The organism is Cytobacillus sp. QJM3NY_8 (assembly GCF_056173585.1).
Genome location: NZ_CM149681.1, coordinates 3,741,371 through 3,757,447 on the forward strand (window position 1 = coordinate 3,741,371; position 16,077 = coordinate 3,757,447).

Here is a 16,077-nt window from a genome sequence, read left to right on the forward strand (position 1 = left end):
GATAGAAAATGAATAAGGAGTGTTTATATGAACGGTGAACAGCTGACTGCAGTCTACAGAAACAACAATGAAGAGATTATTTCCTTCCAGACTTCCGGAGGAAGGATCATTTCTTATCGGAAAGCACTATTGGAGGCTAAAGAAGGCTTGATTGAAGGTATTCAAATTTATGAAAACGAAGATGGTTCGATATATCTGAATCCTTCCTTTGCGTCATCTTTTGATGATTTTCCCAGCTTCTATTAAAAAAGTCCGGTGCATGAAAAAAACCTGACGAAAGCAGTCAGGTTTTTACTGTTCTTCTTCATTTTTACGCTGGATTTCCCTCAGCACTCCAATGCGGCTATCATCCTCTTCAAAAAACTGAACCAAGTCGCCAACCCTATCGATGGCATCCCAGCTCAGGTGATGTTCAATGCCTTCCACATCTTCATAAATATTTTCTTCTTTAACTCCAATAATACGCAGGAGCTGTTCTAAAAGTTCATGCCGATATACAAGCCTCTTGCCGATTTTTTTTCCTTTTGGCGTTAAAATAAGCCCTCGATACTTTTCATAAACTAGATACTCATCCTTATCAAGCTTCTGAACCATTTTTGTCACAGAAGAGGGATGTACAGAGAGAGCCTCGGCAATATCAGAAACTCTGGCATATCCTTTGTCCTCGATTAACATATATATTTGTTCAATGTAATCTTCCATACTTGGTGTTGGCATTACGCAACCTCCTGCCAATTAGAAAAGCGCAAGCGCCTTGCCCACCCCCGACAAACACAAGACGAGCCTCTCAGAAAGGCGTTCTTTGCCTCTTTGGGAGGATTGACTTGTGATCTCGAGGGGGTAGCCGCTCGAGCTAGACCATTCTCAAAATTCAAAGATATAAATTCAGATATTATAAATGCGCAGAGCGCCATGTCCACTTTATTTCATTCATTAACAATTATAAGACTTTAACGATTTTACTACAGTTGGAAAATGGAGACAAGGAAATACGCTGCAGCAAGCAAATTCAGGTCTTTTGCGGGAAGAGAAATTTGACTCTATTCTCCTGTCGGTCCCAGGTTAATTTAGCTGAAAATGTTTTATCCTTTCCTTTGCTTGTAAAACCTTCAACTAAGTCTGTTTCCCCATCCTTCAGTAGCTGTTTGATCAGTTTCTGAGTCATCGTCTTGCCCATAATGCTTTTGGAAATAGTGAAAGTGCATTTTGTTTTATTATAATTGGAGCAGCCATAAAAGCTCCCCTTATCAACAGCTTTACCATCACACAGCATGCATTTGCCCAGATTGACTGCTCTTTTTTGCTTGAATTTCCCGGGCGTGAACCCCTCTTTATCTTCCTCAGAGAATGTCCACTTTCCCGCATGTTCAATGGAGGCGGAAATCAAATGGCCAACCATTTTATTGGTTTGCTCCATGAATTGTTTGGGGGATGCCTGACCATCCGAAATATCCTTCAGCCGCTGTTCCCATTTGGCTGTCATTTCTGGAGAAGCCAGTATTTCTGTGCCTATTGCTTCTATCAGGATTTTTGCTTTTGAGTTTGCATATACAAGATTCTTCTTTATATCAATGTATTTGCGCTCCTTCAGCATTGTGATGATTCCCGCCCTTGTAGCTTCCGTTCCAAGGCCTTCCGTCTTCATCAGGACCTTCTCAAGTTCCTTATCTTCGATTTGCTTCCCGGCCGTTTTCATCAGTGTAATCAGCTGGCCTTCCGTATACCTTTTTGGCGGCTGGGTTTTGCTTTCTTTTACATCCGCCTTTAACACTGTACCTTGATCACCCGCCTGCAATAAAGGCAGAATCGGTTCCTTTTCCTTCTCCTGCTGCGGAATCACTTTTCTCCAGCCTTCTTCAAGCTGTACTTTTCCCTTGGATAAAAACAAAGCTCTTCCATCTGCAAGGGTTTTAATAGTTGTATATTCTGTTACAGCTTTTCCATAATGTGCAGCTATTAAGCTCCTAACGATCAGGTCATAGAGAATTTTTTCATCCGAAGATAATCTTACCAGGTCGGGCACTTGTTCGGTCGGAATAATAGCATAGTGATCAGTTACCTTTTTATCATTCACATACCGTTTATTCTGCAAAATCGAGCTTGAAGGCAAAGGGAAAAATTCCTTATACTCATCTTTTGTTTCCATTTTCCTGAGGATCTCCGGAAACATTTCCGCTTCTCCTTCTGTTACATGCCTGGAATCTGAGCGAGGATATGAAACGATTCCTTTTTGATAAAGCTTCTGCAATACATCAAGTGTTTTTTTGGGCGGGAATTTGAATCTGCGGTTGGTTTCTGCCTGCAATGCAGAAAGGTTATAAAGCATCGGCGGCAGGAATTCTTTTTTTTCGGCCTGCACATCTTCTACCTGTGCATCTTTGTCCCTGCAGAATGCCGCAATCTTTTCGGCAAGCTCCTTCGTCTTAATTCTTGATTCCCCATCTTTTTCCCACTTGCCGGTATATTTTTTCCCGTTTACTTTAAACTGTGCATTTACTTCCCAGAAAGGTTCGGAAACAAAATTCTGGATTTCCTGTTCCCTTTTTACGATTAAAGCTAAAGTGGGAGTCTGAACCCTTCCTACTGAAAAAACATCCGAGAAGCCTTTCTGCTGCAGAAGAAGACTGTATAATCGTGAAGCATTCATGCCAACGATCCAGTCGGCACATGCTCTCGTATAGGCTTCATAATATAAGTTCCTTGTGTCACTTTCATCCAGCAGGGTAAGAAACCCTTCCTTTATGGCTTTAGGTGTCAAGGAAGAGATCCAGAGCCTTTTCATGGGCACTCTGGTACCGGTAAGCCTTAGAATATTCCGGATGATAAGCTCGCCTTCTCTCCCTGCATCACCAGCATGGATAATTTCTGTTAAGTTAGGATTAGAAGCAAGCTGTTTGATTATATTAAATTGTTTTGCTTTATCCTTTGTCACTTCATATTGAAATTGCTCCGGAATTATGGGCAATGTATCCAATGACCATTTTTTCCAATCCTTCTTGTATTTTTCAGGGGCAGACAGCTGGCATAGGTGGCCTATAGCCCAAGTAACATGAGCCCCATGGGGAAATATATCGTTCGGAAGGATCTCAATATATCCCTGGTGTTTCTTCATTTTAAAAATTGAAGCCAGCGTCATACCCTGATCGGGTTTTTCCGCGATTATCAATTTCATACTTTAGCTCCCTTTGCATTGTAGAACAAATTGTAGACATCTATTTTAATATTAACCTAAAAATTTAGCAAAGGGAGTTAAAATACCTATATAGTTATGAAATTTTTAAAACAATCTGTTCCGCTAAGCAAAACAAAAGAAGAATCCCCTGACAGGATTCTCCTCCGTTACTTATCTTTTTAGAATAAAGCTTGTTTGTGCAGGTACTTCAATTGTTTTTGACTGATATATCTTTAGGGTTTTTATCCCTGCCTGTTTTCCGTCTGCAAGCAAATGCCAAGGGCCCTTGCCTGGAAGTGTTATTTTGGCTGTTTCTGTATTTGCATTATGGATTACAACAATCTCTTTCGCTCTATCTTTTAGGCCTTTTGCATCCAGTCTATAAGCCACCGTATTATCTGGGGCATCAATAAATTCAAGCTTTGATTGAATATCCTCAGCTGATGTCATTCTAAACGATTTATAATGCTTTCTGAGCTTAATCAGACCTTTAAAATAGTCTACTTCCCCGCTGAAATCTGTTCGGCGGTCCCAGTCTAACTGATTTACACTGTCAGGGGATTTATAGCTGTTGTGATCCCCGTATTTTGTCCGCATGAATTCCTGGCCTGCATGAACAAAGCTGATTCCTTGGGATGTCAGTATAATGGAAGAAGCCAATTTATGCATTTTCTTTCTTGATTCCTCCGCTGCGTCTGGATTAGTCAGTTCAAGCTTATCCCAAAGAGTGTGGTTATCATGCGCCTCAGCATAGGTAACCGCCTGTTCAGGATCTTTGTATGTGGCCATAGTGCCCGGATATTCCAATCCTGCTGCAATTCCTTGCTGAACAAATTCTTCCATGCCTTGTTTACCATTTACAAAACCTTTATCCAGTTCATCAAACACACTGCCTTTTAAACCATCCCGGATGCCATCGTTGAAATGGCCAATGCCAGGCATATCTTCGGCATTTTTCTGATTGGCCTTTCTTTCAGCTGCCAGTGGTGTGTTTAAATCCCATCCCTCCCCAATGATAATGATAGTAGGATCAATTTTATCCAATGCCTTTCTTACTTTATTCATTGTTTCAGTATCATGAATGCCCATCAGATCGAAGCGGAATCCATCAAGATTATATTCCTCAGCCCAATATGCAACAGAGTCGACGATAAATTTCTGCATCATTTTTCTTTCCGAAGCTGTATCATTGCCGACTCCTGTGCCATTGGCAAGTGTTCCATCTTCGTTATAGCGGAAATAGTAGCCTGGAACAAGCTTATGGAAACTGGATTCATTTACTGCAAATACATGATTATACACAACATCCATTACAACCCGCAGCTGCTCTTTATGGTATTCCTGAATCATTGTCTTCAATTCTGTAATTCTTGCAGCTGGATCATAAGGATCAGTAGAATACGAGCCTTCCGGCACATTATAGTTTTTAGGATCATAGCCCCAGTTATATTGTGGTTCGTCCAGTTTTGTTTCATCAACTGTCCGGTAGTCATAAATCGGAAGGAACTGAACATGTGTGACTCCAAGATCTTTTATATGATTTAAACCTGTTTTTTCTCCTTTTGAATTTAAAGTGCTTTTCTCAGCAGCTCCAAGGAACTTCCCCTTATGCTTAATGCCGCTGTCCTCATGAATCGAAAGGTCCCGTATATGAACTTCATAAATGATGGAGTCCTCTGGATTCTTTAACTTCGGCTTCTGTTTATTCCACTTTTTAGGGTCGGTTGAATCCAGATCCATCACAACGCCCCTGTCGCCATTCACTGTTACAGCCCGGACATAGGGATCAGTCGCTTCTGTCCATTCCCCTCCGATTTTAACTTTATAATTGTAAATCAGCCCATTTTGATTACCTTTTAGAACAGTTGTCCAGGTTCCTTTTTCACCTCTATTAAGAGGCAGTTCTGCAGCAGTCTGATCATCCCAGCTGTCATAAAGCACTATCGATGCTTCACTTGCTGTAGGAGCCCAAAGCCTGAAGGAGGTTTGATTTTTCGTATACTGGTTTCCCAGCTTCCCATCATAATAGAAAGCATCATCAAATTCCTTTGATCTGACAATATCCCCAATCTTCACCTCTGCCTCTCCGAATGAAACTGCAGAAATTTTATATGATTGCCTGAAGTCTAGTTTATCTTCTGTTATCACTCTTACTTTATTTGTAAAATCCTTTTCCTCGTCCCCGTCAAAAGGAACAACTTCTTTAATATTGGCATTGTCAATTTCAATGATGGATTCCCAATCCCTCCACTGGAAAGGAAAATTGGTTTCAAGCGTAATCTGATTAAAAGTATCCATAGAAGCATTCACTATTTTTGGATCTTTTTCAATATAGGCTGGATTGTAATAAATTCTTTCTGTTCCCTGAACAATCCATATTTCTGCATTCCCATTTTCATCGAACTTTGTAATAAAGCGATCACTAAATTCCTTGCCTGCCCAGTCATTTCCTTCTATGCTCTTCCTGACTATAAATCCGGCCTTTGTCATACCTTCCGGATTTTCAAGCTCAAATTCAGCAACTTTCCCAAAATCATCTTCTGCTGCAAAATCAACTCTTTTGCCATCTTTGCCTTCTGGCCAAGTCCATAAATTCCAGCCTTCATAATTACCGTCATATCGAAAGTAGTGGAGTTTTACCTTCACCCTTCCAAATGCCGGAAAGTCTCTGTACTCACCATCAGGCGGTGATGTATATGTATGTTCATCGCCTGCTTTTACCCATACTTCATCATTGCCGCTCTGTACATTGATGAATCGGTCTCCCCCATCCTTCTCCCAGCTGTCAGTACGGACAATAAACCCAACTTCATCATGGATTCCAGGGAGTACAATCTCTGCAGTGAGTCCAAATTCATCTTCACCAGTGAATTCAAAAACCTGACCTTCGCCATCTTTAGGCCATACCCATAAATTCCAATCTTTCGTATTGCCCTCTGCAGGCTGATAATGGATAGTGACTGCAGTAGTCTGATCGAGCCCTTGTGTCGATTTTTCAGCTGATGCAATCGTTTGCATAAATGGGGATAAAAGATTGGATGCCGCCAATATTATAGCAGCGGCCAGAAAAATAAACTGTTTATACCCTCTCAACATAAGTCCTCCTTTGCAAATTGTTTAAAGTTTCCTGCAATTATATATTAATCCATGCAGGAAAGCGTTTGCATAAGGCGGAAGACCCTGTGATTTATTACCTAATAAATTTGCTTGCAATAAGAAAAGCGCAAGCGCCTTGCAGTAAGAACGCCATATCTCTCAAAAGCTGCCAATTTTGGTCGTGCGGTGTGTATACCGTCGAAGCCTTCCTTAACCTGTGGGCATCAAGCACACGACTAGCCTCTCGGAAAGGAGTTCTTTTCCTTTTTTCGAAGGCTGCTCTACATGTAGAGGCGACTGCACAGGGACGACAAGCATAAGACGAGCCCTGCAAGAAGTGTACTTTCCTTGGAAGGGATTGGCTAGTCTTTCGTCACTAGGAGCCGCAACTAGACAGCCTTGTGACCTCGAGGGGCAGGCGCTCCTCCTAAAAGCTGACACTTTTAGTCGTGCGATGATAAAGCTGTCGTTGCATTCCTTGTGGAGCTGGAAAGTTATCGGCGATCAAAATTTTTTTCTATCAAAAAAATGGCTTTTGCCGATCATTCTTTAAGATAGCGCTTTATTGTCAGGTTATTTTGGATGTACCATTTATTTTCTGTAACAATGTTTGCGACCGTCAAAATCATGGATGGAATTTTCTCAACATTAAATACAATGATGCCTAATTGGTCATTCATAATAAGAAATGACTCTCCATGTGAGTATAGAGGGAGATCCTTGCCAAGCTGCAGGATCGAGCTGATGATGGCCTGCTTCTCTTCTGCTTCTATTTGGATGTTGGGTGAAAACCTCAAGATCCAATCTTGATTCTCAATGGAAAACCGATACATTTTCCTCACCCTTTGCCAACAAGATAATTAATAATTAATATGAGAAAATCTCTAATTTATGTTATCAATTGACTAGTGAACATTGCATTTCACTCTCAAATAAACAAAAGTTGAAATATTTTAAATATTTTATTGTTTTTTGTAAAAAAGCGTTTTAATTCCTTGACGGAAAGTGCCCATTCATGTATATTATAATCATCATTTAACAGAATATATTTCCGTTATTAGATAAAAATATCTGCTCTATGTTTTGTTAGGTGGTAATATTCATCTAAGGCACAAGATGTGTCTTGACAGGCTTAGGAGGAAAAGTAAACATGCAAAACGGTAAAGTAAAATGGTTCAACAATGAAAAAGGTTTCGGTTTCATCGAAGTTGAAGGCGGAGACGATGTATTCGTTCACTTCACTGCTATCCAAGGTGAAGGTTTCAAATCTTTAGAAGAAGGCCAGGAAGTTTCTTTTGAAATCGTTGAAGGAAACCGCGGACCTCAAGCTGCAAACGTTGTAAAACTATAATTCAAATATAACGATAAAAAGGCTGGCACCTGCCAGCCTTTTATTTTTTTCCTGATTTATGAAAGCTTGCTGCCTATTGATTTAATTTTCTCACCTACAGTGCACTCTGTAATGCAAAATCGATGGGCATATCTGCGCCCTCTTTCCTCTTTATGATGCTTATGAAGGAAGCAGTCTTTGCAGTAACTGATTATCAGCTCCTCCACTTCATTAATAATTTCCTTCCTGCTCAAACGATTCACGCCTTCCTTATATCGGATTATATGATCTGCATTTTGCTGTTAATAAACTTCCCCTGCAGTGCCTGACCGGCCAATTTATCTGCTTCTTTATTTTCATTGCGCGGAATGGGTCTATATCTTGGCAGAATACCAAGCTTTTTAATCTTTTCTTCAATTCGGTCAAGCCAGCGGTTTAAATTTTCTTCATAACATGGCCATTCACCTTCAAGCTGTTTCAACACTACCTGTGAATCACCTTTGAATTCACAAGTCATATGATGAACGCCCATTTCTTCGAGCAGGTTGAGAGTGTAATAAATGGCCGCATATTCTGCTTCATTATTATTATCCATCTCATCAAATAGCTCATTTGCCCGCACACGGTACTTTTTTTTGCCCTGTTTAAAATATATTACTGCACCCAGCCCAGCCTGACAGGTTTCTTTATTAAATCCCCCATCAAAAAATACGGTAATATCGTGGGGATCCTCTTCCACTTCCATTAGAAGTTTTCTCATTTCCTTTGTGCTCCATGAAGTGCCAGCTTCATCATAGTAAATTATTTCTTTGCCCTTCCCTGATTTTTCAATATCTTCTCCAGCCTGCAAGGCCGATTCACCGTCAATCCAGTCTGAAGTAAATAATATATCCTCATTACCTTTAAGTTTATATTTCCATTCCAATTTATATTTCATTAAGGTCAGCCTTTCTGTACTTTATTAGCTGGTCATCATTATTAGAACTGTTTGCAATAGTTGAACTTATTATACTTTACTCAGTTTATTACTAACTGAGTATATTTCAAGGTATAATGGTCAATGACAATTTTATATCTCCTGCGGTTCGTAAACTCCCGCATTAACAAAACTAGGAGGAATATGATGTTTAACGAATGGTTTGGACTTCTCTTTGCAATTATTAATTTCACATTAGTATTGACTATGTACCGCGTGTTCGGAAAGACTGGTTTATTCGTGTGGATTGGCTTCTCTACTGTCATGGCCAATCTTCAAGTCGTAAAAACCATTGAGATGTTCGGCCTGACGGCTACTTTAGGAAACGCTATGTACGGTACCGCTTTTCTCGTTACGGATATCCTAAATGAAAAGTACGGAAAGGAAGAAGCAAAAAAAGCTGTATGGCTTGGTTTCTTTACTCTTCTGTCCATGACTCTCATCATGCAGATGGTTTTATTATTTAAACCGCATGAAACAGATTTTGCACAGGAGCCCCTCAGCACTCTTTTTTCGATTCTGCCGCGGATTGCTGCCGGAAGCCTCGCTGCCTATTTAGTCAGTCAATTTACGGATGTTTATATTTTTACCTATTTAAAAAAGAAATTTCCAAAGGATGGCCAATTTTGGATCAGGAATAATGGCAGCACTATGATCAGCCAGCTATTGGATACCCTTGTTTTTACAAGCATTGCTTTCCTCGGCGTATTTCCAATGGAGGAATGGATTCAGATATTCATCACCACTTATTTGCTGAAATTTATAGTAGCTATACTTGATACCCCGTTTGGCTATATTGCTAAACGTTTTCCAGTAAAAGATTAGGATGCCATTTTTGGTATCCTTTTCTGCTTTATCGCGGTCTGACGGGCAGTAGGCTCCCCCAATTAAAGACTCAGCGGTATCAATGGAGGATAACTGGGGGATCCAACTGCCCGTAAAGGCCCGATTGGTTCAACTAACAATCAGTGGGAGATAAAGCCCCCCACTTATTGAAGTTTCACTTTATCGCTTATTTTTATGATAAACTACACTTAGTTTACCCTATTATGCTGTTAAAATCAGGAGGCAGTTTAATTGATTGAAGTGTATATCGATGGAGCAAGTGCCGGAAACCCGGGTCCCAGCGGGGCAGGCATTTTCATTAAAACTAATGGCCAAGTTGAACGCTATTCCATTCCTTTAGGGAATATGGAAAATCACGAAGCCGAATACCGTGCATTTATTCATGCTCTGGAAATATGTATAGAAAAGGGATACAAAACAGTATCCTTTCGAACGGATTCACAGCTCGTTAACCGGGCCGTTGAAAAGGAATTCGTTAAAAATAAAAAATTTGCTCCCTTGCTTGAAAATGCTTTGGAGCTTACAAGGCAATTTGATTTGTTTTTTATGAAATGGGTGCCCAGCTCCGAAAACAAAGGAGCGGATGAATTAGCCAGAGCAGCCATTCGCAAAAATAGAACGAAAGGTCAATGAGATAATGAATAGATCGGTTATATTTGCAGATGTAAGCCTATTGCTCGTAGCCTTTGTGTGGGGAACTACCTTTGTGCTTGTACAAAACGCCATTGCTTTTCTTGAGCCATTTTCTTTTAATGGTGTACGCTTTTTCATGGCCGCTTTCTTGCTGGGAGGCTGGCTAGTTATTTTTGAAAGAGAACAGTTAAAGAAAATAAACAAAAAGCTTTTGATTTCTGGAATTATTATGGGCTTGTTTTTATTTATAGGCTATGCTTTCCAGACAATCGGACTGCTTCATACAACTTCCTCAAAAGCTGGCTTTATTACGGGGTTAAGTGTAGTAATGGTCCCAGTCTTTTCTTTTATGCTTTTAAAAATTAAGCCAGGGTTCAATGCTATTATAGGTGTATCAATTGCAACAGCGGGATTGTATTTGCTTACAATGACTGATAGAGTCTCGCTAAATATCGGTGATGCATATGTATTAATCTGTGCAGTTGGTTTTGCCCTTCATATTATATTCACAGGAAAATATAGCAGCAAATACCCGGCCCTGCTATTAACGGTTATTCAAGTAGGTACCGTGGCCTTGCTATCAGGCATTTTTGCGTTTTTTACAGAAAATTGGCAGCAGGCATTTGAAACTGGAGTATTATTTAAGACCAATGTGGTGACTGCTCTAATTGTAACTTCATTGTTTGCGACCGCGCTCGCATTTTTTGCACAGACGGCTTTTCAAAAATTCACAACCCCAACAAGAGTGGCCCTCATATTCGCCATGGAACCTGTGTTTGCTGCTGCTGCAGGATTTATGTGGGCGAATGAGAGACTTTCCTTTAGTGCCCTGACTGGCTGTCTGCTAATTTTTGCAGGTATGGTCTTTGCAGAAATTCCTGCTAAGAAAACATTATCCATCTTTAGGAGAAAAACAGCTTAATAAATAGAAAAAGGGCGTGTCCTCAAAAAACACGCCTTTTAAATGATTGATTTTTCTTTTACAAATTTTATTGCTTCACGCCTGCTGGTAATATTCTTTGAAACCAATGTTTCAAGCAATGATACGTAAAAACTGCCGTCAAATGATTTCTGAGCTTTTAATGTAAGTTCTATTGCTGCATTGGCAAGCTCATCAGAAGCATTGGTATAATTTTTGCCAAAGTAAATGAAGCCAATCGCGTCTTCCCGAAATTGAAATCCTTTACTTTGCAAAAAGTGCAAATACTCTTCAACTGTCTTCATTTCACTTACCCTCTTCCCCTGCTCCCTCCTGCGTTCTCCTAAATCTTACCTGATTTTTCGACAATTATCTACCTTTTTTCTGCATGAAGCAGGGGAGTTGTAAGCTCAATTATTTCTTCTTAGCTAGAAGGTAGCCAAGTGTTCCGGTTAATACACCGAGGAGAGCTCCGCCCAATACTTCAGCAGGCTGGTGGCCGAGCATTTCCTTCAGCTTCTTTGGACCTTCCTCTTCAAACTTAACTGTCTCATCTTTGTGAATTTTATCAACCAGCTCACCAAGACTATTTACCTTTAAGGTAAGCTCACCGGTTTGGCGCCTGATTCCCTGGGCATCATACATAACAATCAGGCCATAAACCAGTGATAAAGCAAAGTCGACCGTCGGAACTCCGCGCTTTAAAGCTATAAAAGTGGTTAAAGAAGAAACACCAGCCGAATGAGAACTCGGCATGCCCCCTGTCTGGAAAAACAAATCAGGACGAAGTTCTCCCTTTTTCACATAATGGATGGGGATTTTTAGGCCCTGTGCCAGCCCTATACTTAAAAGAGCGATATAAACTCCCTTGTTCATAACAATTCACCTCTTCTTTATTGTGAAGTATGCAGACTTTTATTATTCCTCCTTCAAATGCTAAATAGGCCTGTAATTATGGAATAATTAAACCCAAAACAGAAGAAGAACTCACCGCATCAGTTGCTAAATTGTACCCTCGATGGACATGATTAAAACCCGAAGACTTTAACAATAATAAGGTTATCAATGGAGAAGTTGCTGACTGGGGAGGTGAATCACATGAGCAAAAATGGACATACAAACAGAGGAATAAAAGCACCTGGTGTAAACCCTCAAGGATACGGGCAGGATGCTGAATTTTCAGAGGAACCTAAAAGCAAACTGGAGAATGCAGCGAAAAAGAAGAATACTAAATAAATTGGATGCCGCCTTTGGCGGCATTAATGTTTGTTAGAGTAAAGCTGCATTTGGGGTCTGATGGAGATGTACACATTTTACTTCGGTTATATGTGCATGATCCTTGTGTGAGCGGTTACTGTCATTTTTGTGCGCGGGGGTTCTTCGTTTACGCGCGCTTGACCCTTGTGTGCTCGGAGCTCTCTCGTTTGTACGCGCAAGCTTTTCTTATACGCGCTGGCTTGGCGAGGATGTGCGCGGGGGTTCTTCGGTATGCGCGCATGATTATGGTGTGTGCGGGTTTCTTGCATTTATGCGCTCAGTTTTCTCTTTTACTTGGAGATGCGCAATCATGAAAAAAATTTAAAACCCCAGGCAGGAGCCTGGGGTCTCTATTATGCATATTCCTTTTTAAAATCAAGAAATCTATGAAGACCGCGGAATTCAATTTCAGTGAATTTCTCTATGACCTTTTCCCGGTTCATTGTGAATTGCGCCAGGTCTAGAGGGCATTCAACAGGTACATCGCATTTTATTTCGGCGAGCTGTCTGCTCAAGTGCAGCATTTCAAGATCCTGTTCGATCTTGGCACGCTGTCCTTTTGTGAGCTGTTCCAGGTTTTCTAATACACCTTCAATATGCTCAAATTGCTGCAGCAGCTTCAGAGCTGTTTTTTCGCCAATCCCTTTTACTCCGGGATAATTATCACTTGTATCTCCCATGAAGGCTTTCAAATCAATCATCTGCTTCGGTGTTATTCCCTTTTCTTCATAAAAGGTTTCTGTCGTATGCACCAGATAATTGCCGTAGCCTTTTTGCAGCAAAATGACAGAAATATTATCATCCAGAAGCTGAAGGATATCCTGGTCGCCAGTAAGGATCAGTACTTCCGCTTCCTGGCTTGCTTTTCTTGCAATGGTGCCAATGCAGTCATCAGCTTCATATCCTTCAAGGCCAATATTTGGAACATCAAAAGCTTCCACGACTTCTTTTACCAGATCGAATTGAGGCACAAGTTCAATTGGAGCTTCAGGACGGTTTGCTTTATAGGCATCAAACATTTCCGTACGGAAGGTTTTGCTTCCCATATCCCAGCAAACGGCCACATGAGTCGGGCTAAAGGAAGAAACAGCCGTTAAAAAGTGTTTAACAAATCCGTAAACTCCATTTGTAGGTATTCCTTTTGAATTTATCATAAATTGACCGGACATCGCTGTTGCAAAATATGCCCTGAACAGCAGAGCCATTCCATCAACCAGCAGCAGTGAAGGTTTTTTCTCGTTCATTTTTCCGCCTCCCGATTATAATCATAACAACTATTATATCATGGGAAACTCTCCGTTTCTCTTGAAAAGTTTTACAGCCCTATTCTGTTTCCCTTATTAGTTCAACTCCATGTTCTTCCAGTTCATAGTAAGTAGCGATTCGCGCATTTCGGACATTATTATTTAATGGATACGCATATGTAGTTCCATCTTTAAAGGTAAAGATTAATTCATCATCAGACATAACACCCATTTTGTTTATGACCGTTTGCCTGGCATGTTTGATTTCCGGCCAATTATAGTGCTTCTCCTTCAAACTGAATAATGTATTAAAATGGACACCATTCTTATCAATATAGTGGTAATAATCAAAACTGAGGATAACTGTAGCCAGTGAAAACAAAAAACCGGCTCCTGTAATAAATTTCGCAATCCTGCCAAATTTTTCAGCACTGTGCAGCCAAACCCCCGCTAGGATAAAAATCCCCATCGATGCCAAAGCTATGGTAAATGTAACATAAGCGGCTTTAGGCGCTTCGAAAACCCAGGTCCCTTCAGGTCTGAAAAATTGTGCCTGAAATGGTGAAAGTAAAGATATAGGAATAAAAATTGCTGACAATATTAGAATAATTGCAGTCGTTACCAATATTTGTTTTGTTTCAGTTCTTTGTTTTTTTGTTATCGTGTAGCCCGAAGTATTCATTTAACCACTCCATTTTCAAAATATATTAAACCTTTTAAATTATATAATAATTTTAACAGTAAAAAAATCCCTTTTTTTATAAGGGATTCCTCTATTTTTCGACAGTTTCTATTTTATTTCCGTCATAAGAGATCCAATCGCTGAAGCTTCCAGCATATAATTTAACATTACGGAAGCCAGCTTCCTTTAATGCCAGAAAATTAGGTGCTGCTGTTACCCCAGATCCGCAGTAAACAACTACAGGTTTATTCTTATCGATGTCTGCAAACCGTTTTTCCTGTTCCTCTGCTTCTTTAAACCTGCCATTTTTATACGCTTCAAGCCAAACTCTATTGATTGCTCCAGGGATATGGCCGGCTTTTTTATCAATTGGCTCCTCCAGTCCCAGGTATCTCTTTTCCTCTCTCGAGTCAATAATTACAGCAGTATCCTGATTACCGGTATATTCTTTAACTTCTTCGTATGAGGCATGTATGTCAGGCCGCAGATCGATTTTAAAGTCAGCTGGCCCGAAGCTTTGAATCTTATTATTCAAAGGATAGTCGCTTTCAGCCCATTCTTTATATCCGCCGTTCAATACATAAACTTTATCATGTCCCAAATACCTGAGGAGCCACCAGAACCTTGCGGCAAAAGCCCCTTCTCCTCCATCATAGGCAATTACTGTGGTATCCCTGCTGATACCAGCCTTCTCCAGGACTTCTTTAAATTGAGAGGGATTTGGAAGCGGGTGCCTGCCCCCATGTTCTCTAACAGGGCCCGACAGATCCTTCTCTAAATCAAAATACACGGCATTGGGAATATGGTTGAGATTATATAAGCTGCGCCCTTCTTCAGGTGACCCAAGTTTAAAGCGGCAGTCGGCAATTCGGATATTAGGATCATCCAGTTTAGTTACTACCCATTCCTTTTCTACTTGATACTTCATTTAAGGTTCTCCCCTTTTCTCTTTTCCATCAGGCGTTTTATATGTTCCTTTGGTGTCCAGCAGTTAAATTGATAGTCAGGTTTCGTTTCATAGCCCAGTCTGCTGCAAAAATAAACCATTCCTTCTTTACGCTTTTCAGGATGGAAGTTTACGCAGGTTGCACATGCATGAAATAAATTTTTCTCCATAGCTCTCCCTTTACTTCTCAGAATGATTTTAAACTTTCAGCAGTTCCCAAAGCCATTTATTCAGTCCGGATACTTTGCCTTTTCCTATAGGCATTGATTCACCGGCTGTATAGAGGAATTCCCTTTCTGACTCGAGTGTATCAGCTATTTGATTAGCTAGATGCTCCTGAATAAGATCCCCGCGTTGTTTTGCATTAACCAGGGTCTGATAAAAGCGGGTAATCTCATCCTCTTCCTTTAAGCAAAAGAGACCTGTATACAAAAAATCTCCGTTTATTTTGCTTTGCTGTAGCAGCTGCCTTGAAATGAGGCAGGCTCTTATCGCCTGGATTAGCAGCTTCTGTTTCTTAATTGTAAAGCCCTCTTTTTTAGCCGCTTCCCCAAGATTGCGGGAAAATAGCTGGGTGTAATGCTGGAATAACTTATACCGTGAGAACTCTTTTTCCGCGATACTCCTCAGCCTATTTGAAAAGCCATCCCTATCCTTGTAGATGATGGGTGAGTATGCCCATTCGAATATACTTGGATTGGATTTTTGCATAAGGTCAAATGCTTTAAAAATATCCCAGCCGTGCGCATCATAAGGGTTATCTGAATCAATAACCTCTTTGGCACGTTCAAGGGAAAGATATGCTTTCAGGTCCTTATGTTTAAAGATGAAGCGGATATCATAATCTGATTCCGCATCATCTGTCCCCCAGGCCCTGCTTCCTGCTTCACATGCAAACAGGATGTCTATATTATATTTTTCTTCAGCAGCAGAAAGCCATTTTTCCATAAGAAAAGCAGCAACCTTTCAATACCTA

Annotated in this window: 19 protein-coding genes; 6 read left to right on the plus strand and 13 right to left on the minus strand. The window is 40.5% G+C overall.

Going from position 1 to position 16,077, the window contains the following annotated elements; translation table 11 throughout:
* Positions 1-27: 27 nt before the first annotated feature.
* On the plus strand, positions 28-246 hold the full coding sequence (locus tag AC0VZ9_RS19245; protein WP_009332649.1) for a DUF3892 domain-containing protein: 219 nt from the start codon (positions 28-30) through the stop codon (positions 244-246).
* 45 nt (positions 247-291) lie between these two features.
* Here AC0VZ9_RS19245 and mntR read toward each other — a convergent pair whose 3' ends face one another.
* From mntR to AC0VZ9_RS19265, 4 genes are all read right to left on the minus strand, one after another.
* Positions 292-717: a transcriptional regulator MntR gene (gene mntR / locus AC0VZ9_RS19250; RefSeq protein WP_048009428.1), complete on the minus strand. Its 426-nt coding sequence runs from the start codon at positions 715-717 to the stop codon at positions 292-294.
* Positions 718-1,009: 292 nt separating this feature from the next.
* Positions 1,010-3,172 (minus strand): DNA topoisomerase III, encoded by a 2,163-nt coding sequence (locus AC0VZ9_RS19255; RefSeq protein WP_019379736.1) that lies wholly within the window; start codon positions 3,170-3,172, stop codon positions 1,010-1,012.
* Positions 3,173-3,343: 171 nt separating this feature from the next.
* Positions 3,344-6,268 (minus strand): type I pullulanase, encoded by a 2,925-nt coding sequence (pulA, locus tag AC0VZ9_RS19260; protein WP_475396631.1) that lies wholly within the window; start codon positions 6,266-6,268, stop codon positions 3,344-3,346.
* 542 nt (positions 6,269-6,810) lie between these two features.
* Positions 6,811-7,101, minus strand: a complete 291-nt coding sequence (locus AC0VZ9_RS19265) for a hypothetical protein (protein WP_475396632.1) — start codon at positions 7,099-7,101, stop codon at positions 6,811-6,813.
* A 317-nt stretch (positions 7,102-7,418) separates the two neighbouring features.
* Between AC0VZ9_RS19265 and cspD the strand changes: the two genes are divergently transcribed.
* The gene (gene cspD, locus AC0VZ9_RS19270) at positions 7,419-7,619 is read left to right on the plus strand and encodes a cold-shock protein CspD (RefSeq protein WP_009332654.1); all 201 of its coding nucleotides are present in this window, start codon (positions 7,419-7,421) and stop codon (positions 7,617-7,619) included.
* A gap of 56 nt (positions 7,620-7,675) precedes the next feature.
* Here the strand turns inward: cspD and AC0VZ9_RS19275 are convergent, their stop codons facing one another.
* Together AC0VZ9_RS19275 and AC0VZ9_RS19280 are read right to left on the minus strand one after the other, a co-directional pair.
* Positions 7,676-7,852 (minus strand): zinc-finger domain-containing protein, encoded by a 177-nt coding sequence (locus tag AC0VZ9_RS19275; protein WP_009332655.1) that lies wholly within the window; start codon positions 7,850-7,852, stop codon positions 7,676-7,678.
* Between the two features lie 26 nt (positions 7,853-7,878).
* Positions 7,879-8,535 (minus strand): ribonuclease H family protein, encoded by a 657-nt coding sequence (locus AC0VZ9_RS19280; protein ID WP_019379739.1) that lies wholly within the window; start codon positions 8,533-8,535, stop codon positions 7,879-7,881.
* 186 nt (positions 8,536-8,721) lie between these two features.
* On the opposite strand from AC0VZ9_RS19280, the gene AC0VZ9_RS19285 reads away from it, so the two are divergent.
* From AC0VZ9_RS19285 to AC0VZ9_RS19295, 3 genes are all read left to right on the plus strand, one after another.
* Entirely contained in the window at positions 8,722-9,399 is a 678-nt protein-coding gene (locus AC0VZ9_RS19285) for a queuosine precursor transporter (protein WP_009332657.1), read from the plus strand.
* Positions 9,400-9,651: 252 nt separating this feature from the next.
* Positions 9,652-10,053, plus strand: a complete 402-nt coding sequence (locus tag AC0VZ9_RS19290; RefSeq protein ID WP_475396633.1) for a reverse transcriptase-like protein — start codon at positions 9,652-9,654, stop codon at positions 10,051-10,053.
* Positions 10,054-10,057: 4 nt separating this feature from the next.
* Positions 10,058-10,975, plus strand: coding sequence for a DMT family transporter (locus tag AC0VZ9_RS19295; RefSeq protein ID WP_251267378.1), 918 nt, complete (start codon positions 10,058-10,060; stop codon positions 10,973-10,975).
* 38 nt (positions 10,976-11,013) lie between these two features.
* Here the strand turns inward: AC0VZ9_RS19295 and AC0VZ9_RS19300 are convergent, their stop codons facing one another.
* Positions 11,014-11,277 (minus strand): DUF6123 family protein, encoded by a 264-nt coding sequence (locus tag AC0VZ9_RS19300; RefSeq protein WP_009332660.1) that lies wholly within the window; start codon positions 11,275-11,277, stop codon positions 11,014-11,016.
* Between the two features lie 109 nt (positions 11,278-11,386).
* On the minus strand, positions 11,387-11,848 hold the full coding sequence (locus AC0VZ9_RS19305; protein ID WP_475396634.1) for a divergent PAP2 family protein: 462 nt from the start codon (positions 11,846-11,848) through the stop codon (positions 11,387-11,389).
* Between the two features lie 222 nt (positions 11,849-12,070).
* On the opposite strand from AC0VZ9_RS19305, the gene sspL reads away from it, so the two are divergent.
* Positions 12,071-12,208 (plus strand): small, acid-soluble spore protein L, encoded by a 138-nt coding sequence (gene sspL / locus AC0VZ9_RS19310; RefSeq protein WP_009332662.1) that lies wholly within the window; start codon positions 12,071-12,073, stop codon positions 12,206-12,208.
* Between the two features lie 374 nt (positions 12,209-12,582).
* Here the strand turns inward: sspL and AC0VZ9_RS19315 are convergent, their stop codons facing one another.
* From AC0VZ9_RS19315 to AC0VZ9_RS19335, 5 genes are all read right to left on the minus strand, one after another.
* Entirely contained in the window at positions 12,583-13,473 is an 891-nt protein-coding gene (locus AC0VZ9_RS19315; protein ID WP_009332663.1) for a 5'-3' exonuclease, read from the minus strand.
* 79 nt (positions 13,474-13,552) lie between these two features.
* Positions 13,553-14,155: a hypothetical protein gene (locus AC0VZ9_RS19320; RefSeq protein ID WP_475396635.1), complete on the minus strand. Its 603-nt coding sequence runs from the start codon at positions 14,153-14,155 to the stop codon at positions 13,553-13,555.
* 91 nt (positions 14,156-14,246) lie between these two features.
* On the minus strand, positions 14,247-15,083 hold the full coding sequence (locus AC0VZ9_RS19325; protein WP_475396636.1) for a sulfurtransferase: 837 nt from the start codon (positions 15,081-15,083) through the stop codon (positions 14,247-14,249).
* A complete protein-coding gene (locus AC0VZ9_RS19330) occupies positions 15,080-15,271 on the minus strand; it encodes a hypothetical protein (RefSeq protein ID WP_009332669.1) in 192 nt (63 codons plus the stop codon). Before AC0VZ9_RS19330 ends, AC0VZ9_RS19325 begins: the two co-directional genes overlap by 4 nt.
* 28 nt (positions 15,272-15,299) lie before the next feature.
* Positions 15,300-16,049 (minus strand): nucleotidyltransferase domain-containing protein, encoded by a 750-nt coding sequence (locus tag AC0VZ9_RS19335; RefSeq protein ID WP_019379746.1) that lies wholly within the window; start codon positions 16,047-16,049, stop codon positions 15,300-15,302.
* Between the last annotated feature and the right edge of the window lie 28 nt (positions 16,050-16,077).